The sequence below is a fragment of the Xanthomonas sp. BRIP62409 genome (assembly GCF_003992965.1).
Taxonomy (GTDB): domain Bacteria; phylum Pseudomonadota; class Gammaproteobacteria; order Xanthomonadales; family Xanthomonadaceae; genus Xanthomonas; species Xanthomonas euroxanthea.
Map to the genome: position 1 here is coordinate 100,316 of NZ_QEZJ01000024.1, position 24,604 is coordinate 124,919.

The 24,604-nt window shown below is 66.9% G+C and carries 19 protein-coding genes; 9 read left to right on the top strand and 10 right to left on the bottom strand.

Annotation, left to right across the window (positions count from 1 at the left end):
* Positions 1-466: 466 nt before the first annotated feature.
* The 3 genes from mtnA to EO170_RS15385 all read left to right on the top strand — a co-directional run bounded on the left by mtnA (position 467) and on the right by EO170_RS15385 (position 7,124).
* A complete protein-coding gene (mtnA, locus tag EO170_RS15375; RefSeq protein ID WP_126946323.1) occupies positions 467-1,531 on the top strand; it encodes an S-methyl-5-thioribose-1-phosphate isomerase in 1,065 nt (354 codons plus the stop codon).
* A gap of 209 nt (positions 1,532-1,740) precedes the next feature.
* On the top strand, positions 1,741-4,452 hold the full coding sequence (gene gyrA / locus EO170_RS15380; protein WP_126946226.1) for a DNA gyrase subunit A: 2,712 nt from the start codon (positions 1,741-1,743) through the stop codon (positions 4,450-4,452).
* Between the two features lie 194 nt (positions 4,453-4,646).
* The gene (locus EO170_RS15385; RefSeq protein ID WP_126946229.1) at positions 4,647-7,124 is read left to right on the top strand and encodes a membrane-bound PQQ-dependent dehydrogenase, glucose/quinate/shikimate family; all 2,478 of its coding nucleotides are present in this window, start codon (positions 4,647-4,649) and stop codon (positions 7,122-7,124) included.
* A 211-nt stretch (positions 7,125-7,335) separates the two neighbouring features.
* Here EO170_RS15385 and EO170_RS15390 read toward each other — a convergent pair whose 3' ends face one another.
* The gene (locus EO170_RS15390) at positions 7,336-8,064 is read right to left on the bottom strand and encodes a hypothetical protein (RefSeq protein ID WP_104582817.1); all 729 of its coding nucleotides are present in this window, start codon (positions 8,062-8,064) and stop codon (positions 7,336-7,338) included.
* A gap of 198 nt (positions 8,065-8,262) precedes the next feature.
* Here EO170_RS15390 and EO170_RS15395 point away from each other — a divergent pair, with 198 nt between their 5' ends.
* Positions 8,263-9,351 (top strand): hypothetical protein, encoded by a 1,089-nt coding sequence (locus EO170_RS15395; RefSeq protein ID WP_126946232.1) that lies wholly within the window; start codon positions 8,263-8,265, stop codon positions 9,349-9,351.
* Positions 9,352-9,499: 148 nt separating this feature from the next.
* Here the strand turns inward: EO170_RS15395 and hutU are convergent, their stop codons facing one another.
* Genes hutU through hutI form a run of 4 tightly spaced genes read right to left on the bottom strand, consistent with a single transcriptional unit; the run spans position 9,500 to position 14,818 of the window.
* Positions 9,500-11,167 carry a urocanate hydratase gene (gene hutU / locus EO170_RS15400; protein ID WP_119129124.1) on the bottom strand — a complete coding sequence of 556 codons (1,668 nt, stop codon included), beginning with the start codon at positions 11,165-11,167 and terminating at the stop codon, positions 9,500-9,502.
* Between the two features lie 16 nt (positions 11,168-11,183).
* Positions 11,184-12,044: an N-formylglutamate deformylase gene (hutG, locus tag EO170_RS15405; RefSeq protein ID WP_126946235.1), complete on the bottom strand. Its 861-nt coding sequence runs from the start codon at positions 12,042-12,044 to the stop codon at positions 11,184-11,186.
* A gap of 13 nt (positions 12,045-12,057) precedes the next feature.
* Positions 12,058-13,599 carry a histidine ammonia-lyase gene (hutH, locus tag EO170_RS15410; protein ID WP_119129126.1) on the bottom strand — a complete coding sequence of 514 codons (1,542 nt, stop codon included), beginning with the start codon at positions 13,597-13,599 and terminating at the stop codon, positions 12,058-12,060.
* 13 nt (positions 13,600-13,612) lie between these two features.
* Positions 13,613-14,818, bottom strand: a complete 1,206-nt coding sequence (gene hutI, locus EO170_RS15415) for an imidazolonepropionase (RefSeq protein WP_126946238.1) — start codon at positions 14,816-14,818, stop codon at positions 13,613-13,615.
* A gap of 60 nt (positions 14,819-14,878) precedes the next feature.
* On the opposite strand from hutI, the gene EO170_RS15420 reads away from it, so the two are divergent.
* Positions 14,879-16,249, top strand: a complete 1,371-nt coding sequence (locus EO170_RS15420; RefSeq protein WP_164741064.1) for a formimidoylglutamate deiminase — start codon at positions 14,879-14,881, stop codon at positions 16,247-16,249.
* Between the two features lie 40 nt (positions 16,250-16,289).
* Entirely contained in the window at positions 16,290-17,027 is a 738-nt protein-coding gene (gene hutC, locus EO170_RS15425; RefSeq protein WP_164740304.1) for a histidine utilization repressor, read from the top strand.
* 41 nt (positions 17,028-17,068) lie between these two features.
* Here hutC and EO170_RS15430 read toward each other — a convergent pair whose 3' ends face one another.
* From EO170_RS15430 to EO170_RS15440, 3 genes are all read right to left on the bottom strand, one after another.
* Positions 17,069-18,073 (bottom strand): restriction endonuclease, encoded by a 1,005-nt coding sequence (locus EO170_RS15430; protein ID WP_126946241.1) that lies wholly within the window; start codon positions 18,071-18,073, stop codon positions 17,069-17,071.
* 232 nt (positions 18,074-18,305) lie between these two features.
* Positions 18,306-18,860: a phasin family protein gene (locus tag EO170_RS15435; protein ID WP_126946244.1), complete on the bottom strand. Its 555-nt coding sequence runs from the start codon at positions 18,858-18,860 to the stop codon at positions 18,306-18,308.
* 181 nt (positions 18,861-19,041) lie between these two features.
* Positions 19,042-19,317, bottom strand: coding sequence for a polyhydroxyalkanoic acid system family protein (locus EO170_RS15440; protein WP_102596972.1), 276 nt, complete (start codon positions 19,315-19,317; stop codon positions 19,042-19,044).
* A 174-nt stretch (positions 19,318-19,491) separates the two neighbouring features.
* Between EO170_RS15440 and EO170_RS15445 the strand changes: the two genes are divergently transcribed.
* The gene (locus tag EO170_RS15445) at positions 19,492-20,301 is read left to right on the top strand and encodes an FHA domain-containing protein (RefSeq protein WP_104648461.1); all 810 of its coding nucleotides are present in this window, start codon (positions 19,492-19,494) and stop codon (positions 20,299-20,301) included.
* Here the strand turns inward: EO170_RS15445 and msrQ are convergent.
* Positions 20,243-20,899, bottom strand: coding sequence for a protein-methionine-sulfoxide reductase heme-binding subunit MsrQ (gene msrQ / locus EO170_RS15450; RefSeq protein ID WP_104582827.1), 657 nt, complete (start codon positions 20,897-20,899; stop codon positions 20,243-20,245). The genes EO170_RS15445 and msrQ overlap by 59 nt on opposite strands.
* Before the next feature lie 135 nt (positions 20,900-21,034).
* A complete protein-coding gene (gene msrP / locus EO170_RS15455; protein ID WP_024940184.1) occupies positions 21,035-22,003 on the bottom strand; it encodes a protein-methionine-sulfoxide reductase catalytic subunit MsrP in 969 nt (322 codons plus the stop codon).
* A gap of 178 nt (positions 22,004-22,181) precedes the next feature.
* Here msrP and serC point away from each other — a divergent pair, with 178 nt between their 5' ends.
* Together serC and pheA are read left to right on the top strand one after the other, a co-directional pair.
* Positions 22,182-23,267, top strand: a complete 1,086-nt coding sequence (gene serC, locus EO170_RS15460; RefSeq protein ID WP_126946247.1) for a 3-phosphoserine/phosphohydroxythreonine transaminase — start codon at positions 22,182-22,184, stop codon at positions 23,265-23,267.
* 66 nt (positions 23,268-23,333) lie between these two features.
* The gene (gene pheA, locus EO170_RS15465) at positions 23,334-24,536 is read left to right on the top strand and encodes a prephenate dehydratase (protein WP_126946250.1); all 1,203 of its coding nucleotides are present in this window, start codon (positions 23,334-23,336) and stop codon (positions 24,534-24,536) included.
* Positions 24,537-24,604: the final 68 nt, after the last annotated feature.

Sequence of the window (24,604 nt, forward strand, 5' to 3'; positions counted from 1 at the left end):
ATCCATGCCGCGTAAGGTCCCGCGACGGTGAGCGGGCAAGGACCAAGCGAGATGGTAGGTGTGCATGGAAGAGCAGTGCTGGATGCGCCCTGTTTGATCGTGACGTATCGGCCCCCCGTCTCAATGCTCACCGCACGACAGACAGCTTTTCAGTTGAGCGCCGACCAATTGTCTGGCGCGGTGTCCTTGCCGGTCGCGGGACCGTGTGCGGCATGGATGCCGCCACCGAGCCCCCAGGGACGGGTTCACGGCGTGTCCCGCAAGCGGTGAGGGCACCGCGCCCTCGACGCTGTAAGTTTGCTGCGGGGCCCGCCCGCCCACCATCGCAGGACACGCCGCAAATACGTCCGTGTGGGCGCACGCGGCATCCATGCCGCGTAAGGTCCCGCGGTGGTGAGCGGGCAAGGACCCAGTCACGACGGTCGGCGTGCGTGGTTGCAGGCAGGGCATGACTTACAATGTCCGCATGAACGACAGCGCCCATATCGACTACGCCCGCTACGACCATATCCGCCCCCTGCTGTGGACCGGCGATGCCCTGGAACTGCTCGACCAACGCAAGCTGCCGTTCGTGGTCGAGCATGTGCGTTGCGACACCAGCGACGCCGTGACCGAGGCGATCCATTCGCTGGCCGTGCGCGGAGCGCCGGCGATCGGCATCGCGGCCGGGTGGGGCGTGGTACTGGCGGCGCGCGACATCGCTGCCGAGGACGGTAGTGCGGCCTTGCAGAAACTCGAACCGGCGCTGTTGCGGCTCAATGCCGCGCGTCCGACCGCGGTCAATCTGGCCTGGGCGCTGATGCGCATGCGTCGCGTGCTGGGCGCTGCCGGCGCCGACTGGCGCGAAGTGATCGCGCGCGAGGCGCAGGCCATTGCCGATGAAGACCTGGCGGCCAATCGGCAGATGGGCGCGCTTGGTGCGGCGTTGATCGACACCGGCAGCGGCGTGCTGACCCACTGCAATACCGGTTCGCTGGCCACCGCCGGTTTCGGGACCGCGCTGGGCGTGATCCGCGCCGGCGTGGCGCAGCAGCGCATCGCCAAGGTGTTTGCCGGCGAGACCCGGCCGTGGTTGCAGGGCGCGCGCCTGACCGTGTGGGAGCTGCAGCAGGACGGCATCGACGCGACCCTGATCGCCGATTCGGCCGCCTCGCATCTGATGAAGTCCGGGCTGGTGCAGTGGGTCATCGTCGGCGCCGACCGCATCTGCGCCAATGGCGATACCGCCAACAAGATCGGGACCTACCAGCTGGCGATCGCCGCGCGCCACCACGGCGTCAAGTTCATGGTGGTGGCGCCGTCGTCCACGGTCGACATGGACACCGCCAGCGGCGAGCAGATCGAGATCGAGCAGCGCGATCCGGGCGAGTTGTTCGGGGTCGGCGGCGTGCGCACCGTGGCCGATGGCATCCATGCCTGGAATCCGGTGTTCGATGTCACCCCCGGCAGCCTGATCGATGCGATCGTCACCGAACGCGGGGTGATCGTGCAGCCGGACCCGGCGCGCATGCAGGCGGCGTTCGGCGGCTGAGGCCAGTGCGGCGCGCTATCGCCGCATCGTCCCGTCAAAATCCTGCAAGTGCTTGTTTCTGGCCGGTAAACCGGCGGCATCGTGGTGCCCCTTCGTGATACAATCCGGGGCTTGAATCGATCGGCGGGAGCGTGGGGTCGGCAGCCTGTGACCAAGGCGCCCCCGACGCGGCTTTCCGGCTGGCCCGCCACCTCACTTACGGAACCCGAATGGCAGAAACCGCCAAGGAAATCATCCAGGTCAATCTGGAAGACGAGATGCGCAAGAGCTATCTCGATTACGCGATGAGCGTGATCGTGGGCCGCGCACTCCCCGATGCCCGTGATGGCCTCAAACCCGTGCACCGCCGCGTCCTGTACGCCATGCACGAGCTGGGCGCTCACAGCAACAAGGCCTACTTCAAGTCGGCGCGTATCGTCGGCGACGTCATCGGTAAGTACCATCCGCACGGCGACCAGTCGGTGTACGACACGCTGGTGCGCATGGCGCAGCCGTTCTCGCTGCGCTACATGATGGTGGACGGCCAGGGTAACTTCGGTTCGGTCGACGGCGACTCCGCCGCGGCGATGCGTTACACCGAGTCGCGCATGTCGCGGCTGGCGCATGAGCTGATGGCCGACATCGACAAGGAAACCGTCGATTTCCAGCCCAATTACGACGAAAAGGAACTGGAACCGACGGTCATGCCGACCCGGTTCCCGAGCCTGCTGGTCAATGGCTCGGCCGGTATCGCGGTGGGCATGGCCACCAATATCCCGCCGCACAACCTGACCGAGGCGATCAACGCCTGCATCGCCTTGATCGACACGCCGGAACTGGATGTCGAAGGCCTGATGGAGTACATCCCCGGCCCGGATTTCCCCACCGCCGGCATCATCAACGGCACCGCCGGCATTGCTGCCGGGTATCGCACCGGCCGTGGCCGCGTGCGCATGCGCGCCAAGGCCGACGTGGAAGTGGCCGACAATGGCCGTGAAGCGATCATCGTCACCGAGATCCCGTACCAGGTGAACAAGGCACGGTTGATCGAGAAGATCGCCGAGCTGGTCAAGGAAAAGAAGCTCGAAGGCATCAGCGAGCTGCGCGACGAGTCCGACAAGGACGGCATGCGCATCTACATCGAGGTCAAGCGCGGCGAGTCGGCCGAGGTTGTGCTCAACAACCTGTATCAGCAGACCCAGATGGAGTCGGTGTTCGGCATCAACATGGTGGCGCTGATCGACGGCCGCCCGCAGTTGATGAACCTCAAGCAGATGCTGCAGGCGTTCATCCGCCACCGCCGCGAAGTGGTGACCCGCCGCACCATCTTTGAGCTGCGCAAGGCGCGTGCGCGTGCGCATGTGCTGGAAGGTCTGACCGTCGCGTTGGCCAACATCGACGAGATGATCGAGCTGATCAAGACCTCGGCCAATCCGCAGGAAGCGCGCGAGCGCATGCTGGCCAAGACCTGGGAACCGGGTCTGGTGGGCGCGCTGCTGGGCGCTGCCGGTGCCGAAGCCTCCAAGCCGGAAGACCTGGCGCCGGGCGTGGGCCTGGCCAACGGCTTGTACCAGCTCAGTGAAGTGCAGGCCTCGCAGATCCTGGAAATGCGCCTGCATCGCCTGACCGGGTTGGAGCAGGAGAAGCTGACCGACGAATACAAGCAGTTGCTCGAGGTGATCCAGGGCCTGATCCGCATCCTGGAAAACCCGGACGTGCTGCTGCAGGTGATCCGCGACGAGCTGATCAATATTCGCGAGGAGTACGGCGACGAACGCCGCACCGAGATCCGCCACAGCGAAGAAGATCTGGACATCCTGGACCTGATTTCGCCGGAAGACGTGGTGGTGACGCTCTCGCACGCCGGCTATGCCAAGCGCCAGCCGGTGAGCGCGTATCGTGCGCAGCGCCGTGGTGGCCGTGGCCGGTCTGCGGCGGCGACCAAGGAAGAGGATTTCATCGACCAGCTGTGGCTGGTCAACACGCATGACACGCTGCTGACCTTCACCAGCAGCGGCAAGGTGTTCTGGCTGCCGGTGTACCAGTTGCCGGAGGCCGGCTCCAATGCGCGTGGTCGTCCGATCATCAACTGGATTCCGCTGGAACCGGGCGAGCGGGTGCAGGCGGTGCTGCCGGTGCGCGAGTACGCCGACAACCGCTATGTGTTCTTTGCCACGCGCAACGGCACGGTCAAGAAGACTCCGCTGAGCGAATTCGCGTTCCGTCTGGCACGCGGCAAGATCGCCATCAACCTCGACGAGGGCGATGCGCTGGTCGGCGTGGCCTTGACCGATGGTGATCGCGACGTGCTGCTGTTCGCCTCCAACGGCAAGACCGTGCGCTTCGGCGAATCCACGGTGCGCTCGATGGGCCGTACCGCCACCGGCGTGCGCGGCATCCGCCTGACCAAGGGCGAAGAGGTGGTCAGCCTGATCGTGGCCGAGCGTGCCGGCGGCATCGAAGGCGATGCCGAGGACGAGGGTGTCGAGGACGTGGTGGAAAGCACGGACGGCGTCGAGGCAGAGGTGATCGAAGGCGCCGAAAGCGACGACATGGCCTACATCCTCACTGCCACCGAGAACGGCTACGGCAAGCGCACCCCGCTGACCGAGTACCCGCGCAAGGGGCGCGGCACGCAGGGCGTGATCGGCATCCAGACCACCGAACGCAACGGCAAGCTGGTGCGTGCGGTGCTGCTGGGCGCCACCGACGAAGTGCTGTTGATTTCCGATGGCGGCACCCTGGTGCGCACCCGCGGTTCGGAGATCTCGCGCGTGGGTCGCAATACCCAGGGCGTGACCTTGATCCGCTTGTCCAAGGGCGAAAAGCTGCAGGCGGTCGAACGCCTGGATGCCTCGCTGGAGGAGGCCGAGGATGTGCTGGACGATGCAGCGGGCGTACCGGCAGCCAGCACAGGCGAGCTGCCACCGACCGAAGCGTGATCGCAGCAGGCGAGCAACGCAGTTGAAGAAAAACGCCGGCGCACAGCCGGCGTTTTTTATTGCACGCGGTGACATCTGCAACGCAGTGTTTTTCGACGGCGGTCGCAAAGAACGCGGCTTTTTCACCGTGGCGGGTCGAAGGTTGTTGGTGGTGCGGCGGCGTTGCGTCGCCGCAGATCGAAGAGGAACAACTGATGACGACATTGCATCGTCCTTCCCGTCGCGGCCATTGGGCGCTGGCGACGTTGGGAGGCGTGATTGGAGTGCTGGGCACCGTGCTGCTGACAGGCGGCGTGTGGCTGGCCGCGCTGGGCGGCTCCTGGTATTACGCGCCTGCGGGCGCGGCTTTGCTGATTGCCGGCGTGCTGCTGTTTCGCGGTCGCAATGCGGGCGCATGGTGGTTTGCCGCCGTGGTGGCGGCGTCACTGCTGTGGACATGGTGGGAATCGGGCCGCGACTACTGGCGCTGGGTGCCGCGGCTGGGCTTGATCGTCGGCCTGGCGTTTGTGCTGGCGCTGCTGCTGCCGAAGCTGGAGCGCCCGGTGTCGCGCGCGGTGTCGCGCAGCGTGGCCGGCGTCCTGGCAGCGGTGTTCGTGGTGGCCTTCGCGCTCGCCTTCGTGCCGTTTGGAGTGACCGAGGCCGATGGTGTGCTGGCACATGCTGCCGGCATGGCTGCGGGCCTGGTCAAGCGCAGTGCGTCTGCATCGCCTGCAGTCTCTGATGGGCAACCGGCCAATGCACCTGCCGACGACGACTGGGCCGCGTACGGACGCAGCCAGGCCGGGCAGCGCTATTCGCCGCTGCAGCAGATCAACCGCGACAACGTGGCGCAGCTGACGCAGGCCTGGGTCTTCCACACCGGCGACCTGCCGAGCAAGCGCTGGGGTGCAGAAACCACGCCGCTGAAGGTGGGCGACAGCCTGTACCTGTGCACCGCGCGCAACCAGGTGATCGCGCTGGATGCCGCCAGTGGCAAGGAGCGTTGGCGCTACGACCCCAAGGTCAAGGACGAGGCGATTCCGTATACGGCCGCCTGCCGTGGTGTGTCGTACTACCAGGTGCCGGCGGCGGCCAACGATGCCGCGGCAGCGGCGGCGGCCGATGCGTCGGCGCTGTGCCGCACGCGCATCATCGAAGGCACGCTGGACGGCCGCCTGATCGCGCTGGATGCACGTAGCGGCAAGCCGTGTACGGATTTCGGCAACAACGGCCAGGTCGCTATCACCGCCGGCATGGGGCAGACGCCGCCGGGGTATGTGTCGATCAATTCGCCGCCCGCCATCGTGCGCGGCGTGGTGGTCACCGGACATCAGGTACTGGACGGGCAGAAGCGTTACGAGCCGTCCGGTGTGATCGAGGGTTTCGATGCGGTGACCGGCCAATTGCGCTGGGCCTGGGACATGACCCATCCGGACTGGAACGGCGCACCGCCGCCGGGCCAGACCTGGACGCGTGGCACGCCGAACATGTGGACCACCGCCGCGGCCGATGAACAGCTGGGCTATGTGTATCTGCCGATGGGCAACTCCACCGCCGATTACTGGAGCAGCTCGCGCACGCCGCAGGAGAATCGCTATGCGACCTCGCTGGTGGCGCTGGATGTCACCACCGGCAAGCCGGTATGGAATTTCCAGACCACGCATATCGATACCTGGGATTACGACCTGGGCTCGCAGCCGAGCCTGATCGACTTCCCCAAGGACGGCGTCAACGTGCCGGCGGTGTTGTTGCCGAGCAAGCAGGGCGAGTTGTACGTGCTGGACCGGCGCACCGGCAAGCCGCTGGTGGGCGTGGAGGAACGTGCAGTACCGGGTGGCGGCGTGGAGCCGCAGATGCGTGCCAGGACCCAGCCATTTTCGCTGTACCACACGCTGCGCAAGCCGGATCTGACCGAGCGCGACATGTGGGGGATGACGCCGATCGATCAGCTGGTCTGCCGCATCCAGTTCCGCAAGGCCAGCTACAAGGGCATCTACACGCCGCCGGAAGCCGACCGCCACTCGATCGAATATCCCGGCTACAACGGCGGTTCGGACTGGGGCAGCGTGTCGGTGGATCCGCAGCGCGGCGTGATCGTGGCCAACTACAACGACATGCCCAACTACAACCTGCTGGTGCCGCGCGCCAAGGCCGACAAACTGGGCTGGGCGCCGCGCGATGAAGTGCGCGGCGATGCCGGTGGCGCAGAAGGCGCGGGCGATCCGCAGGCCGGCACGCCGTATGCGATCAACGTCAACGCCGGCTGGCGTCTGCCGTTCACCAAGCTGCTGTGCAAGCAGCCGCCGTACGGCGGCATCCGTGCGATCGACCTGGCCAGCGGCAAGACGCTGTGGGACCGCCCATTCGGCAGCGCGCGCGGCAATGGTCCGTTCGGTATCCGTTCGGGTCTGCCGATCGAGATCGGCACGCCGAACAATGGCGGTTCGGTGGTGACGGCCGGCGGATTGATCTTCATTGCCGCAGCCACCGACGACCTGATCCGCGCCATCGATCTGGCCACCGGCAAGGAGCTGTGGCATGCCAAGCTGCCGGCCGGTGGCCAGGCCAACCCGATGGTGTACGCCTACAACGGCCGCGAGTATCTGGTGATCATGGCCGGCGGCCACCACTTCATGGAGACGCCTGCAGGTGATGCCGTGGTGGCCTACGCGCTGCCGCAAAAGGCACCGTGATGCACGCAGCGAGCGAATGCGCTAGCTGAGGCTTGCTAGCCACTTCCGAAGCCTGAAACGAAAAGCGCACCGCAAGCGGTGCGCTTTTTTCATGGGCAATCGCATCGTGGCCAAACAACATGCATCTACCTGTTGACCCGACAGAACCCCGCATCCACGCTCTTACGATTCCCGATTCCCGATTCCCGATTCCCGATTCCCGATTCCCAAATCACCCGACGTTGGCAGCGGCCGCATCTTCCATCACCGCATCGCGCACATCCTGCGCGAGCGTCGCCTTGACGATGATCGAGCGGATGGCATCGGTGGCATCCGACAGCGGCACATCGCTGCCCAGGCGCTGGAAGGTATCGCGGCTGTTATAGCCGGACCCATCCTTCAGGTAATGGTCGTACATCGACAGCAGGTCCTGGCAGGCGGTGATCAGCGCTGCGACATTGCCGCGCAACAAGGCATAACCGATCTGGTCGAAGCTGTGCAGGCAATCGGCCAGCCAGTGCAGGTCGTAGCGGGCCGTGGCCGGTTCCGGCGCCGTGTGGCCGCGGCTGTAGGCGCTGTAGCGGCGCAGGCTGCGTGCCACCCGTGCGACGTGCGTGAACAACGTGCCGATTTCGTTGGCGATATCCAGCCGCTGCACCATCACCATCGGAATCACCTGGCTGTCAGCGGCCGGCGCCTGTTCGGCGGCTGTCTGTTCCCGCTGTTCCAGCGATTGCTTGAGCACGGTATAGCTGCGCTGCAGCGATTCCAGTTCCAGCGCGCTGGCGGCCGCACGCGCCTTCAGCTGCGAGAGCGCGGCCTGGTAGCGGGCCAGGCTGTCCTGCGTGCTGGCGAGCTGGCCGGATTCGGCGCGCAGCTGCCGCCCACGCACGAACGCCAGCACGGTGGCAATCAGCGCCCAGAGCGCGAATGCAGGCACCAGGTAGATCAAGATGCCCATGGAGATTCCTCAAAACGTTGCATACCTTGTCGGCCTGCACGCCGCGGACTTGAGGGCAATCGTCGGGAATGTGATGGACGACGATGTCCCCGCTTGCATCCTGATGCCGGAAGCTCTCACTGCCCCCTGACGAACGGCAGGTGGCGGGCGGTATCCAGGCATGCTCGAATCAGCGCACTCGCCAGCCCGGAGCCTTGCATGCGCAGATGGATCGACCGCTGGCCGCCAACGCTGCGGGGCATCGGCGCAGTGGGACTGATCTGGGCGTTGCTGTATGCCACCGCGCATGCCGCGCCACCCGTGCCGTCATCGACACCGGTGCAGGTGGGTTACAGCGAAGCCACGGATCTGTTCAACCTGCTGGATAACCTGTCGGACTGGTTGCCGGGTTTTACGGTGCCCGTGTATCGCAATTACTTCGAAACCCATGGAGGGCTGGATCAGGCCGATCACGCAGCACTGGTCGCCTATGCAGATTTCCGCCGCCGCACCTCGGGGCTGGCAAAGGGCGACGATCCGGAGGTGCTTGACCGTGTGTTTGCGCCAGAGGCCACCCGTGATGTGGATTCTTTCTCGCGGCATTTCCTCGGGAATGCAGAATTCGAGGCCGCAGCGGGCGCCGCCATTGCGGAGCAGTCGGCGGATGACCAGGCGATGCTGCGTGCGTATCTTGCCCGCTTCGTTCCACGCGCCAGGCGGCTGGTCACAGCGGCCCCCCGTTTCGAGCAACAGGCGCGCATGCTGCGCGAGGAACTGTCCAACCCCGCCGTTGCGCGGTTGGCGTCGCAGATGCGGGCGTTCTTTGCGGTGCCGGAGCCTGTGCTGTTCCAGTCAAGATTCGTGTGGTGGCCGGAGCCGGACACCACCCAGGCCAAGGTACGCGGACGCACCATGCTGCTGTATTCGCAGCATGATGCGCTCACCGGCACGGCCTCGATGGACTGGGCGCCGATCGTGTTGCACGAATTGAGTCATCACCTGTCTGCGGGGCAACCATCGGCGCGTAAACGCCTGCTCGCTGCCAACTTCATGCGGCTGTGTCCGGGTGCGGCCAGCTTGCCGAACCCGCTCAACGCGCTGGAAGAACCACTGGCGATCTATTGGGGACAGTATCGCTTCGAGCAGGCGGTGCGCGGGCGTTCGCTGCCGCCGTCATCGCAGTGGTATATCCAGGCGCACGCCGATCGCGCGGCGAAGGCGATCGCAGCCGCCTATCCGGCAAGCGGGGCGGCGCCGGCGCTCGATGACGACGCATTGCTGGCTGCTGCTGCATCGGCCTGCCAGTAGACAGTGATGGAAATGAAAGCCGCTGACAGAATGTAGCGGCCAGTCGGCGCGTGCTGCGGACAGCGCGCCTAGCACCGGTGATGTAGGCGTGGTAAGTGCCGACAGCGTGCAGCGTACACGCTGCCGGCGAAACCGCGGCCGAGGATCCTCAGCCGAGAATCCCCGGCAGATCCAGGCCTTTTTGCCTGGCGCAGTCGGTGGCGATGGCGTAGCCGGCATCGGCGTGGCGCATCACGCCGGTGGCCGGGTCGTTCCAGAGCACGCGCTCCAGGCGCCTGTCGGCGGCCTCGCTGCCGTCGCAGACGATGACCATGCCGGCATGTTGCGAAAACCCCATGCCGACGCCGCCGCCGTGGTGCAGCGACACCCAGGTGGCACCGGAGGCGGTATTGAGCAGCGCGTTGAGCAACGGCCAGTCGGAGACCGCATCCGAGCCGTCGGCCATGGCTTCGGTTTCGCGGTTGGGCGAGGCCACGCTGCCCGAATCCAGGTGGTCGCGGCCGATCACCACCGGCGCCTTGAGCTCGCCGCTGCGCACCATCGCATTGAAGGCCAGACCGAGCCGGTGGCGGTCACCCAAACCGACCCAGCAGATCCGCGCAGGCAGGCCCTGGAAGGCGATCTTGTCGGCCGCCATGTCGAGCCAGCGGTGCAGATGCGTATCGTCGGGAATGAGTTCCTTGACCTTGGCATCGGTCCTGGCGATGTCGTCCGGATCGCCGCTGAGCGCGACCCAGCGGAACGGCCCGATCCCGCGACAGAACAGCGGCCGGATGTAGGCGGGCACGAAGCCGGGGAAGTCGAATGCGTTGTCTACGCCTGCTTCCAGCGCCATCTGGCGCAGGTTGTTGCCGTAGTCGACGGTGGGCACGCCCAGGGCATGGAAGGTGAGCATGGCGCGGACGTGGTTGGCCATCGCCTCGCGCGCGGCCGCTTCCACCTGCTTCGGTGCGGACACGCGCTTGGCGTCCCATTCCTCCACCGTCCAGCCCTGCGGCAGGTAGCCGTTGACCGGGTCGTGCGCGGAGGTCTGGTCGGTCAGCAGGTCCGGCTTGACTCCACGTAGCAGCAGTTCGTCCAGCACGTCTGCGACATTGCCGAGCAGGCCGACCGACATCGGCTTCTTGGCCGTGCACGATTCCTCGACCAGGCGCAGCGCTTCGTCCAGGTCGTCGGTCCAGGTGTCCAGGTAGCCGGTGCGCAGGCGCATGTCGATGCTGGAGCGGCGGCATTCCACCGCCAGGCACGAGGCGCCGGCCATCACCGCAGCCAGCGGCTGCGCGCCACCCATGCCGCCGAGGCCACCGGTGAACAACCAGCGCCCGGATAGGTTGCCGCCGTAATGCTGGCGGCCCATCTCCACGAAGGTCTCGTAGGTGCCTTGCACGATGCCTTGCGCGCCGATGTAGATCCAGCTGCCGGCGGTCATCTGGCCGTACATCGCCAGACCTTTTTTATCCAGTTCGTTGAAGTGGTCCCAGGTGGCCCAGCGTGGCACCAGGTTGGAATTGGCGATCAGCACGCGTGGCGCATCGGCATGCGTGCGGAACACGCCGACCGGCTTGCCGGATTGCACCAGCAGGGTCTGGTCATCCTCCAGGCGGGTGAGCGCGGCGACGATCGCATCGAAGGATTCCCAGTCGCGCGCGGCGCGGCCGATGCCGCCGTAGACCACCAGCTCCTGCGGGCGCTCGGCCACGTCCGGGTCCAGATTGTTCATCAGCATGCGCAGCGGCGCTTCGGTGAGCCAGCTCCGGGCGGTGAGCGTGGTGCCGGTGGCGGCGCGGATGACGCGGGTTGCATCGTGACGGGTCATGCCGGTTTCCTTGCAATCAACGGTGCGCCGCAGGCGGCGTGGTGTCGGAGGACTGAGCGCTGTCGGCGGCAAATTGCAGGCAGGCCAGCAGCACGTGCCGCAGCACCGCGCGCAGCGCGACTGCATGCGCGGGGAGCCAGGGCGTCGGCCAGTTCTGCGGGGTGATCGCATCCGGCTCGCGCATGTAGCCGCGGCATGCCAGCTCCATCTGCAGCGTATGCACGCCCTGCTCGGGCTGCGCATAGTGGCGGGTGATCCAGCCGCCCTTGAAGCGCCCGTTGCGCACGGTGCTCGAGCCACTGCTGCGGCACAGCCGCTCCACCGCATCGGCCAGCGCCGGAGCGCAGCTGCGGTCGTCGTTGCTGCCGATGTTGAACTGCGGCAGCTCGCCATCGAACAGATGCGGGATGAAGGAGCGGATCGAGTGCGCGTCGTACACCACGATTCGGGGATGCAGCCGACGCAGGCGCGCGATTTCGTCGGCAATCGCCGCGTGATAGGGGTCGAACCAGCGCGTGCGGCGCCAGGCAATCTGCGCTTGGTCGGGTTCGGCGCCATCGGCATACAGCGGCTGGTTGTCGAAGGTGGTCAGCGGACACAGGCCGGTGGTGTTCTGGCCCGGATACAACGACGCCCCGCTGGGGGCGCGGTTGACGTCGATCACCGAGCGACAGATCGCGGTGCGCACGGTGGTGGCGCCCAGCGATTGCGCAAAGTCGTACAGCTGATGCACCCACCAGTCGGCATCGCGACGTGCCAGCCAGGGCGAGACGAACTGGTCCACCAGCGCGTCGGGCAACTCGGTGCCGGTATGCGGGAAGCTGAGGATCAACGGCGCATCGCCGCGGTGGATGTCGAGCCAGGGCAGGGCGCTCATGCGGCGTCTCGCATCATGCCTGCTGCTCCACGCCTGGCAATGCCGTGGCAACCGCCTGCGCAAGTGCACCCGAACGCACCAACGCGCTGGCCGCCAGCATGTCGGGATGGAAATAGCGGTCGTCCTGCAAGGTGGGCACCTGCGCGCGCAGCAACGCGCGTGCGGCTTCCAGTGCGGCGCTGGAGCGCAGCGGCGCATGGAAGTCGCAGCCTTGCACGGCCGCCAGCAGTTCGATGCCGATCACGTGTGCGGCGTTCTCGGCCATCGCCAGCAAGCGCCGCGCGCCATGCGCGGCCATCGATACATGATCTTCCTGATTGGCCGAGGTCGGAATCGAATCGACGCTGGCCGGATACGCGCGTTGCTTGTTCTCCGACACCAGCGCCGCAGCGGTGACCTGCGGAATCATGAAACCGGAATTCAGGCCCGGGCGCGGGGTGAGAAACGCCGGCAGGCCCGACAACGCCGGGTCGACCAGCATCGCGGTGCGGCGTTCGCTGATCGAGCCGATTTCGCACACCGCCATCGCCAGCATGTCGGCTGCGAAGGCCACCGGCTCGGCATGGAAGTTGCCGCCGGACAAGGCCTCGCCGGTGTCGCTGAACACCAGCGGGTTATCCGAGACCCCGTTGGCCTCGATCTCCAGCGTGCGTGCGGCCTGGCGCATGATGTCCAGCGCCGCGCCCATCACCTGCGGCTGGCAGCGCAGGCAGTACGGATCCTGCACGCGCACATCGCCCAGCCGGTGCGATTCGCGAATGCTCGAATCGGCCATCAGCGCGCGCAGTGCCGCGGCGGTGGCGATCTGCCCGGGCTGGCCGCGCAGGGCATGGATACGCGCATCGAATGGCGTGTCCGAGCCCTTGGCCGCTTCCACCGACAAGGCGCCAGTGACCAGCGCGGCCTGCAGCACGGTCTCGATCTCGAACAGGCCGGCCAATGCGCAGGCGGTGGAGAACTGGGTGCCGTTGAGCAGCGCCAGGCCTTCCTTGGCGCCCAGCACGCGCGGCTGCAACTGCGCCTGCGCAAGCGCGTTGGCGGCAGGCAGGCGTTGCCCGCCGACGAAGGCCTCACCGACGCCGATCATCACCGCGGCCAGATGCGACAACGGCGCCAGATCGCCGGATGCGCCCACCGAACCCTGGCAGGGCACCACCGGCGTGATGTCCCGGCGCAGCATCGCCTCCAGCAACGCCAGCGTGCCCGGCTGCACGCCCGAGGCGCCCTGGGCCAGGCTGGTGAGCTTGAGCGCCATCATCAGCCGGACCACCGGCACCGGCGTGGGCTCGCCGACGCCGGCCGCGTGCGAGAGCACGATATTGCGCTGCAGGGTCTGCAGGTCCTCGCGCTCGATGCGCACGCTGGCCAGCTTGCCGAAGCCGGTATTGACGCCATAGACCGGCTCGCCGCGCGCCACGATGGCCTCCACCGTCTGCGCGCTGCGCAGCACCGCGGCCGCGCAGGCGTCGTCCAGCACGACCTCGGCGCCGCGATACAGCGCACGCCACTGCGCCAGCGTGACCTGGCCGGGCTGCAGGACAACAGATGCACTCATGAGGACTCCGGATTCAGCAGGAATGCCCGCGCCAGATGCGGGCATGAAGAGGATTGAAGCCCATGCGGTAGACCAGGTCGGCCGGCGCATCGATGTCCCAGATCGCCAGGTCGCAGTGCATGCCGGCACGCAGCCGACCGAGCCGCTCGCCGCGCCCCAGCGCGCGTGCGGCGTGCCGGGTGAAGCCGGCAATGCACTCGTCCACGGTCATGCGGAACAGCGTGGCGGCCATGTTCATCGCCAGCAGCGGGCTGGTCAGCGGCGAGGTGCCGGGGTTGCAGTCGGTGGCCAGGGCCAGCGGCACGCCGGCGGCGCGCAGCGCAGCGATCGGTGGCAGTTGGGTATCGCGGGTGAAATAGAACGCGCCGGGCAACAGCACCGCGACCGTGCCGGCGCCGGCCATCGCGGCAACGCCGGCGTCATCCAGGTATTCGACGTGATCGGCCGACAAGGCGCCATGGCGTGCGGCCAGTTGCGCGCCGTGCTGGTTGCTCAGTTGCTCGGCATGGATCTTGATGTGCAAGCCGTGCGCCTGCGCGGCGAGGAAGACCTGTTCGGCTTGCGCGGGCGAAAACGCCAGGTGTTCGCAGAACACGTCCACCGCCTCGGCCAGGCCTTGCGCGGCAATCGCCGGAATCATCTGCGTGCAGACGGCGTCGATGTAGCCTTGCGCATCGCCGCCCGGCGGCACCGCGTGCGCGCCGAGGAAGGTCGGCACCACTTCGACCTTGCGCAGCGTGGCGAGCTGACGTGCCACGCGCAGCTGCTTGGTTTCGTCCTCCAGCGTCAGCCCGTAGCCGGATTTGATTTCCAGCGTGGTCACGCCCTCGGCGAGCATCGCGTCCAGGCGCGGCAGGCTGGCGGCCAGCAGCGCTGCGTCATCGGCGGCACGGGTGGCGCGCACCGTGGCCACGATGCCGCCGCCGGCTGCGGCAATCTCGGCATAACTGGCACCGCGCAGGCGTTGCTCGAATTCGTTGGCGCGATTGCCTGCGTACACCAGATGGGTATGGCAATCGATCAAGCCGGGGCTGATCCAGCGGCGCTGGCAATCGTGCGCAACGTCCGGCTTCAACGCCGGAGCCTGCGCGGCCGGGCCAGCATAGGCGATGCGGCCGTCCTGGCAGGCCAGAATGCCATCGTCCACGATGCCCAGGCCGCCATCGGCCGCGTCCAGGGTCATCAGCCGTGCGTTGTGCCAGAGGACGTCGCAATACATGGCGCAGGCTCATGCTGTCTGATATGTATATACAATAGAGCCGGCAATCGAGGGTGTCCAGTGGCAGACCAACAGGTGCAGGCGTTGTGGGCAGCGCGGGCGCTCCTGCCCGATGGCTGGGCTGGCGATGTGCGGATCACGCTGGCGCAGGGGCGCATCGCCACGGTGCAGGCCGATCGCGCACCTGTCGCCGGCGATACCCGGGTCGCGCTGCTGCTGCCCGGGCTGGGCAACCTGCACAGCCACGCGTTCCAGCGCGGCATGGCCGGCCTGACCGAGGTGGGCGGGCGCAGCGGCGACAGTTTCTGGAGCTGGCGCGAGCTGATGTACCGCTTCGTCGACCGGCTCGATCCCGACAGCCTGCAGGCGATCGCCGAACAGGCCTATGTGGAAATGCTCGAAAGCGGCTTCACCCGCGTCGGCGAATTCCACTACCTGCACCACAGCCCCAGTGGCGCGGCGTATGCGCAGGCCGGCGAAATGTCCGGGCGCATCGCCGCTGCCGCCGCCAACACCGGCATCGGGCTGACGCTGTTGCCGGTGTTCTATGCGCATTCGGATTTCGGCGGCCTTGCGCCCAGCGCAGCCCAGCGCCGTTTGATCCATGACATCGATGGTTTCGCGCGGTTGCTGGACGACTGCAGGCGCAGCCTCACGGCATTGCCGGATGCCGTGCTTGGACTGGCGCCGCACAGCCTGCGCGCGGTCACGCCGGAGCAGCTGGCGGCGTTGATGCCGCTCACCGAGGGCCCGATCCATATCCATATCGCTGAGCAGCAGCGCGAGGTCGAGGCCTGCCTGGCCTGGTCGGGCCAGCGCCCGGTGCAGTGGTTGCTGGCCAACGCACCGGTGGATGCGCGCTGGTGCCTGGTGCATGCCACGCACGTGGACGCGAGCGAGCTGCAGGCCATCGCCGACAGCGGCGCGGTGGTCGGGCTGTGCCCGATCACCGAGGCGAATCTGGGTGACGGGCTGTTCCCGATGCAGGCATTTGCCGCCGCGGGCGGGCGCTTTGGCGTGGGTTCGGATTCGAATGTCCTGATCGACGCGGCCGAAGAACTGCGCCTGCTCGAATACGGCCAGCGTCTGCAGCTGCAGGCGCGCAATGTGCTGGCGCAGGCGGGTACCTCGAGCGGGCGCTGGCTGTTCGACCAGGCGGGCGAGGGCGCGGCGCAGGCCTTGGGCATTGCTCACACTGGCATCCGGGTTGGCGCATCGGCCGATCTGCTGGAGCTGGACCCGGCCCATCCGGCGCTGCTGGCGCGCAATGACGATGCGCTGCTGGACAGTTGGCTGTTCGCCGCGCGCGGCGGTGCGGTGCGCACTGTCTGGCGCGCCGGGCGGCCGGTGGTGCGTGACGGGCGCCATGTGGATCGCGCGCGGATTGCCACGCGTTTTGCCGGCGTTTTGCGAGCGCTGCTGAGCAAATGAGCCGATACGCGCACAATGCAGGTCTGACCGGAGACCCGCTTTGACCGCCACCCCCATCGCCGCGCCCGGCACCCTGCATCAACGCATCCGGCAGGATCTGGAACAACGCATCCACAGTGGCGACTGGCCGCCCGGTCACCGTGTGCCGCCCGAACACGAGTTGATGGCGCAATACGCTTGTTCGCGGATGACCGTGAACAAGGTGCTCGGCCTGCTTGCCGATGCCGGCATGATCGAACGCCGCCGCCGCACCGGCTCCTTCGTGGCGCGCCCGCATCCGCATCTGGAGCAGGTCGCCTTGTCAATTCCCGACATCGAGGTGGAAATGACTGCGCGCGGCCACGTCTACGCGTTCTCGCTGGTGTCGCGGCGGCTGCGCAACCCGCGCCTGCGCGTGCCGCAGGAGCGTGCCCTGGGCAGCAGCGGCAAGCTGCTGGCGCTGGAAAGCGTGCACCTGGCAGACGGCAGCCCATTCGCGCTGGAACAGCGGGTGATCGACACCACCACCGTGCCCGAGGCATTGCTGCAGCCGTTCACCGACATCGCGCCGGGCAGTTGGTTGCTGCGCAACGTGCCGTGGACGCGCGCCGAGCACCGCATCAGCGCCGCCAGTGCGGACGCCGCGCAGGCCGAACGCCTGCAGGTGGACGATGGCACGGCCTGCCTGGTCATCGATCGCCACACCTGGCGCGGCGACCAGCCGGTCACCTACGTGCGTCAATTGTTTCTGGGCGGGTCCTATGACCTGGTGGCGCGGTTTGCGCCGGGAATGCGCTGAGCCTCAGAGGCTAAGTGCAAGTGGGCGGCCCAAGGCATGCATCAGATCGTCGTGCACTGCCGCCAGCGCACCGGTTCCTCCACGCCCGGCCGCGGATTAAGCTGCACGCGCACGGTGCGCAGATACGGGTAGCGCTGCAGTTCGCGGCAGATCAGCGGCCACGCCGCAGCGTCTTCGACCGAGCGATCCACCGCCAGCGTTGCCTGGGTGATCCAGATGCCGCGCACCAGGCCGGGCGTTCGAGCCAGCGCCTTTGACACCTCGCGTTGATAGCCCTGCACGGTTGCCGCATCCGGTTCGGCAGTGCCTGCCAGCGGCATCGATGCAGGCGCTGCGGCTGTCGGCGGCGCCGCCTGTTGCGAGGGTGTGCGCTGCGGTCCCGGGATTGCAGCGACCGATTCGGCAACGCGCGAAGTGGCCACCAGTGCGGCCTGCTGTGTTGGCACGGGCGGCTGCGCCGGCTGCAGCGCCAGCACCGCAACCAGGGCCAGGGTCGCCAGCGCTGCACCGGCACCGAGGCTGTGACGGATCGCGCGGCGGCGCGCCATGCGGACCACGCCGGCTTCCACATCGCCCGGCAGATACGGCTTGAGCAAGGGCCACAGGCGCGTGCCATCCAGCACTTCGATGGACTGCCTCTCGGCGGCGGCCATGCCTTCGCGTTCCATCCGGCCTTCGGTCACCATCACGCCGCCGCCTGCGCCGGCCAGCCGCGCCATCGCACCCAGCTCGTTCACCGCTGCCACGCCGATGCGGTAGCTGCGCCCATGCTTGCAGGCCACCAGGCGGGTGCCTTGCCCGGTGCGCATCATGAATTCGGCCGTCGGCAGGCCGTCCTGCGGTACCTGGGTCGGTTGCCAACCGCGTTGCTCCTGCAGCACGCGCAGCACCACGCCGGAAAAGTCGCGCCAGTGCATGGCCGCCAATGCATGCACGCCCTCGATGGTTTCGTCGGCACGGCGGCGCACCAGCCATACATAGGCGCACACCGCCAGCCAGAGCAGCAGGGAAGCCACGAGCGCCACAATCCAGGGAGGCATGAGCATCAAGCGAAGGGATGGCGCATATGACGAAGCGGTGCGCTTAGAAGAATCCTTCGCGGTAGGTTCGTCAATGGATCGGCGACAGTGATCGCACGCGCCGTGATCCAGGCAGCAGAAGACCCGCCAGTCCGAAGCCGTGAGGGGAGGGGAGCAAACGGACTTCGTAATGCAGGACTGGCGGGTCCTTCCCGATTGTCTAAAAAATCATGCTGCTTTGCAACATTGCCGAACTGTCTTATTCACCATCGAATGCAGCATTGTTTGAGGTGGCGCTGCCGGTGGTGGTGCCTGCGCCGGTGGTGTCGCTGCTGCCGGCCTGCGCTGCCTGGTTGGCGGTGCGGTTGGCGCGCTTGGTCGCGGCGGTATTGGCACGCACCTGGGCCTTGAGCGATTCCACCTCGCGGCGCAGGTTTTCCAGTTCGTCCTGCTCGGGGATGTTGAGCGTGCGCAAGACCCCCTTGACGCGTTCGTCGAAGGCCTTGCCCAGCTTGTCCCAGCCGCGCACTGCCGTGTCGCGTGCCTGCTCGAACTGGGTTTCCACCTCTTCGCGCAGCTCGTCGACGCTTTCAGCCGCCTTGCGCTGGCCGCTGCGCTCGTACGCTGCGCCTTCGCGCACCAGCGAGTCGAACAACTTGCCCCCCTCGCTCTGCACCCGACCCAGCGCACCGAGCCCGGCCAGCCATACCGTCTGTGCCGATTCACCGAGCCGGCGCGAAATCTGTTCTGCCTGCGCCTGGAAGCCGTGCGCTGCATCGTCGCGCTTGCCGTTCTGATCGTATCCGGTCGTCATGGAATGCTCCTGTTGGGTTGCCAAGTGACGTTGCCTTCACCCTAGTCCGGGCACTGCATCGAGCAGGTGAAGCACCCATGAAGCATCCCCCTGCAATGGACAGCGCGGCTGACTTGTTGCTGAAGCGATAGCGCAGTCAGGCCGACCCAGGCGATCAGGCCCGATCATCGGCGCTGCACGCTCAGGCGAGTTTTTCGGCCAGCAGGCGACGGATCTCCGATTCCACCATCGGCTGCATCGCCGACAACAGGAAGCCGAGCTCGGCGGTGACATGCACCTGCTGCGGCAACAGGGCGATCGCCCCATCCACGCCGGCACGCGCGATACGCAAGGTATCGCCTTCCCAGTGCGAGGCGACGCCGTAGCGATCGGTCAGCTTGCGGGCCGCCGCGTCGATCGCTGCGCGGGCCTGGGCCGGCGACAGGGCATGGTCGTGGCGGATATCGATGCTGGACATGAGTTCCATGGAAAAGACGAAAGGAGCGCGCATTGTGCGCATGCGCGCGCCAGGCTCCAAGTGCGGCGCGCGTGGCACGCAGCGGCAACGACGCCCCGGCTCGGTGCATGGGGCGGGGCGACACCGGTCAGGTTGTTGGCCGCGGCGCGTGGCAAACCTGCTAGGCTGCGGCGGGTGCGCGATCTGCAAGTTCATTTCACCCACCGGCAGCAGCCGGATCATTCCCTCAAGCCCGGCGTCCACCGGATCGTCCGCCATGCCTCTGGCAGCGTGCGGGTGGTTGCCGATGCGCAGGGGGCGCTGCTGTTGGCGCAGTTCTGCCTGGACCAGCGCGGGCTGTGGCTGCAGGTGGCCAACGGGATCCGTGGCATCCACGTCAACGGACGCCCGGTGCGGCGCATGGCGCTGCTGCGCCCCGGCGATGCGATCTACGCCGACGGTGTGGAGATGCTCCTGCGCAGTGCGCCGTCGAGCGCGCCGGCCAGCGATGTTCAAGACGACGAGACCGGCCTGAGCGAGGTCTGCCTGCTGTTGCGCGGGCTCGGCGGCCGTCATCACGGGCGCAGCTTCACCCTGGACCGCTCGCGGCTGGTCGGCAGTGACCCGGCGGCGGACATCGTCATCGACGACCCGGCCTTTGCCGCCCAGCACGCGCGGCTGGAGCGCCACGGCGACCGTGTGCTGATCCGTGATCTGGGCTCGGAAGAAGGCAGCTGGATCAACGGCGTGCAGGTGCGCGACGGTTGGCTGCAGGCCGGCGACCAGGTCGTGTTCGATGCGCGCCACCGCTTTGTCGTCGAGGTGCCGCGTATCCATCACGGCACCACCTGGGACATCCCCGAGTCGGAGCCGCAGCCGCTGCCACGCGCGACCAGCGAGCCGGCGCGTGCGCCGGTCAAGGTCGCGCGCTGGCCATGGCTGCTGCTCAGCGCGGTGTTGCTGGCGGCGGCGTTGAGCGCCTTGCTGTGGTTCGGCGCGCGCTGAGTTTTTTCCAGATCCGCCAGCCCAGCAGCACGGCCAGAATGCCGGCATACAGCGCCGGTTCGCGGATGTCGGATTTCACCAGCCACCAGAAGTGCAGTACCGCCAGCAGCCCGATCGGGTAGATCAGCAGGTGCAGGCGGCCCCAGTTGCGCTTGAGCCGCCGCATCCAGCCCTGGGTGGAGGTGATCGCCAGCGGCACCAGCAGCAGCCATGCCGCAAAGCCGACCGTGATGTAGGGACGCTTGAGGATCTCCTCGAAGATCTGGGTCCAGAAGCCGCGCAGATCCAGGCTCAGGTAGGCCGCCAGGTGCACGCTGGCATAGAAGAACGCGTACAGCCCGAGCATGCGCCGGAAGCGGATCAGCAGCGCCTGGCCGGTGAGCTGGCGCAGCGGCGTGATCGCCAGGGTGATCAACAGGAAGCGCAGCGCCCATAGCCCGGTTCGGTGCTCGATCTCGGCCACCGGATCGGCGCCCAGTGCATCGCTGCCGGTTTGCCATACCTGCCAGAACTGCCAGCCGAGCAAGGCGATCGGCGTCAGTGCGGCGACATGCACCAGGGTCTTGGCGGCGATCAGGGATGCGGACGTCTTGGCCATGCGATCTCGAAGAAGGAAGCGATGCCGCGCGGGCAGGAAACGTAGGAGCGCACCCGGGCGCGACCGCCTTGTGCAGGAAGAGCGGTCGCGCCCGGGTGCGCTCCTACGGGAGGTGGATATCTGGGTGTTAGTCGCCTAGAACCACTTCTTCAGGTCCATGCCTGCGTACAGCGAGGCGACCTGGTCCGCATAGCCGTTGAACGGCTTGGTCGCGATCCGCTCGGCGAACAGCTTGCTGGCGGTGCCGGCGATGCGGCGCTCGGTCTTCTGGCTCCAGCGCGGATGGTCCACCGCCGGATTGACGTTGGAAAAGAACCCGTATTCGGAGGGCTGCAGGTCGTGCCAGGCGGTTTCGGGCATCTTCTCGACGAAGCGGATCTCCACGATCGACTTGATGCTCTTGAAGCCGTACTTCCACGGCACCACCAGCCGCAGCGGCGCGCCGTTCTGCTGCGGCAGAGGCTTGCCGTACAGGCCGGTGGCCAGCAGGGTCAGCGGATGCATCGCTTCGTCGATGCGCAGGCCTTCGCGGTATGGCCAGTTGATCGAGCGGTAGCGCACGCCCGGCATCTGCTGCGGGTCGGCCAACGTGGTGAACGCCACGTACTTGGCCTTGGAGGTTGGCGCGAAGCGCTTGAGCACCTCGCCCAGCGGCACCCCCGTCCACGGGATCACCATCGACCAGCCTTCCACGCAACGCAGCCGGTAGATGCGTTCTTCCGCGCTGATGCCCTTGAGCAATTCGTCCAGCGACAGGCTACCGGGCTTTTCGCACTCGCCACTGACCTTCACCGACCATGGCGACAGCTTCAGGGTCTTGGCGGCTTTGGACGGGTCGGTCTTGTCGGTGCCGAACTCGTAGAAGTTGTTGTAGCTGGTGACGTCTTCCAGCCGAGTCAGTTCCTCGGCGGTCCGGAAGCCGCTGCGCGCCTGCGCCGGGGTCACCACGGTCTTGGGCGGAGGCGGCGGATCGGCCTCGGCGCAGCCGGCCACGCCCAGCGCCGGGGTCAGGGCAAACAGCTGCAGCAGCCGGCGTCGGTCGCGGTAGACGGCCTCATCGGTGATCTCGCTGGACGGCGTCTTCAAGACATCGCGAAGGGACATGGCTCGCTCCTGACAGTGGCTGCTGATGAGAATAACGGACCACCGTGATGGCGCTGCCGATGGCCTACGCAAACCATACGTCTCCGCCAGTGAGAAGGATGCACATGCAACTTTTCTGCGACGCTGCCAAGGCCGGTGCGCTGCGGCATACTAGAAGGGTAGCTCGACAAGGTGTGCCATGACACGCGCGTTCAATTTCAGTGCCGGCCCTGCGACATTGCCGGAATCGGTCCTGCGGCAGGCGCAGGCGGAGATGGTCGAATGGAACGGCGTCGGCGCCTCGATCGTGGAAATCAGCCACCGCAGCGCCGATTTCATGGCCGTGGCGGCCGCGGCCGAAGCCGATCTGCGCCGCTTGCTGTCGATTCCCGATGACTATGCGGTGCTGTTCACCGCCGGTGGTGCCACCACCATCCAGGCGCTGCTGCCACTCAATTTCGCCGCACCCGGCCAGGCCGCCGACTACGTGATCACCGGCCACTGGGGCAAGACCGCGATCAGGCAGGCGGCCACCTATGTGGATGCACGCATTGCCGCCGACGGCCAGGCGGGCGGCTTCACCGACATTCCGCCGGTGGCCAGCTGGACCTTGTCGCCGCACTCGGCCTACGTGCACATCACCGCCAACGAGACCATCCACGGTGTCGAATTCCGCGACACGCCGGCGGTGGGCACGCTGCCGCTGTTTGCCGATTTCAGTTCCTCGATCGCGTCCGAGCCGCTGGATGTGTCGCGCTATGGGCTGATCTATGCCGGCGCGCAGAAGAACCTGGGTCCGGTCGGCATTTCGGTGCTGATCGTGCGGCGCGACCTGCTCGAACGCGCCGGCCAGCCGCGCGCGGACATCTTCAACTACGCCTCGCACGCCGCACGCGATTCGATGCTCAACACGCCGCCGACCTGGAACTGGTATCTGCTCGGACTCACAGTGAAGTGGATGCTGGAGCAGGGCGGGGTGGAGGAGTTCGCCCGCCGCAACGCCGAAAAGGCCGCGCTGGTGTATGGCGCGATCGATGGCTCCGGCGGGTTCTACCGCAACCTGGTCACCCCGGCGGTGCGCTCGCGCATGAACATCCCGTTCTTTCTGCCGGACGAGCAGCTGGATGCGTTGTTCGTCAGCGAATCCAAGGCGGCCGGCCTGCTGGCGTTGAAGGGGCACAAGGCGGTCGGCGGCATTCGTGCGTCCTTGTACAACGCGATGCCGGTTGCAGGCGCGCAGGCGCTGGCGAGCTTCATGCACGACTTCCAGCAGCGTCACGGCTGAGTCTTCATTCGACCGCGGCGCATGCCGCGCAGGCGCATGCGCCGCAATTTTAAGGAATGCCGAGCGATGGCTCCCAAGTCCAACAAGCCCAGTGCCGCCACCGGCGGCAAGACCAAACCGGCAGGCAAGTCCGCCGCCAAGGCTGCCGGCAACGCTGCAGACAAGCACGCGATCAAGCCGGCCACGGCGGCACCGGTGCTGGCCGATGTGCGCGCCAAGATCGACGAGATCGACCGCACCATCCAGGCGTTGATCGCCGAGCGCGCCAACTTTGCCCATCAGGTCGGCAAGGCCAAGGGCAAGCTCGCCGCGGCGGTGGATTACTACCGGCCCGAGCGCGAGGCGCAGGTGCTGCGCATGGTGGTGGACCGCAACGAAGGCCCGCTCAGCGATGAAGTGCTGGTGCACGTGTATCGCGAAATCATGTCCGCGTGCCTGGCCCAGCAGGAGCCGCTGAAGATCGGCTATCTCGGCCCGGAAGGCACCTTCAGCCAGCAGGCGGTGCTCAAGCACTTCGGCCGGTCGGCGGTGGGTCTGCCGATGGCCACCATCGAGGAGGTGTTCCAGGAAGTGGAAGCGGGCAATGCCGATTTCGGCGTGGTGCCGGTGGAAAATTCCGGCCAGGGCACCATCCAGGTCACGCTGGACATGTTCCTGACCTCGAATCTGAAAATCTGCGGTGAAGTCGAGCTGCGCGTGCACCAGTACCTGCTCTCGCGCAATGGCCGGCTGGAAGACATCGAGCGCATCTACGCGCATTCGCAGTCGTTTGCGCAGACCGCCGGCTGGCTGCGCTCGCACCTGCCCAAGGTCGAGAAGATCGCCGTCTCCAGCAATGCCGAAGGCGCGCGCCGCGCCCGCAATGCCGAAGATGCCGCGGCGATCGGCGGCGAAAGCGCCGCGCATGTGTATGGCTTGAAGAAAGTCATCATGAAGTCGATCGAAGACGACGACGACAACACCACGCGTTTTCTGGTGATTGGCCGGCAGATCTTTCCCACCTCCGGGCATGACCGCACCTCGGTGCTGGTGTTCATCCACGACAAGCCGGGTGCGTTGTTCGACGTGCTCAGCCCGTTCGCGCGGCATGGCATCAGCATGAACCGCATCGAGTCACGTCCCTCGCATCAGGCCAAGTGGGAATATGGCTTCTTCATCGACCTGGCCGGCCACGTGGAGGATGCGGCGATGAAGCAGGCGCTGGCCGAACTGGAAGCGCACTCGGCACAGATCAAGGTGCTGGGCTCATATCCGGTCGCCATTCCCTGAGCGGGCGCGTCCCGCAAGCGCAGGCCTGACCGGCATGCCGTCGCCGGCCGAGGTGGCGGCAGCGCCAC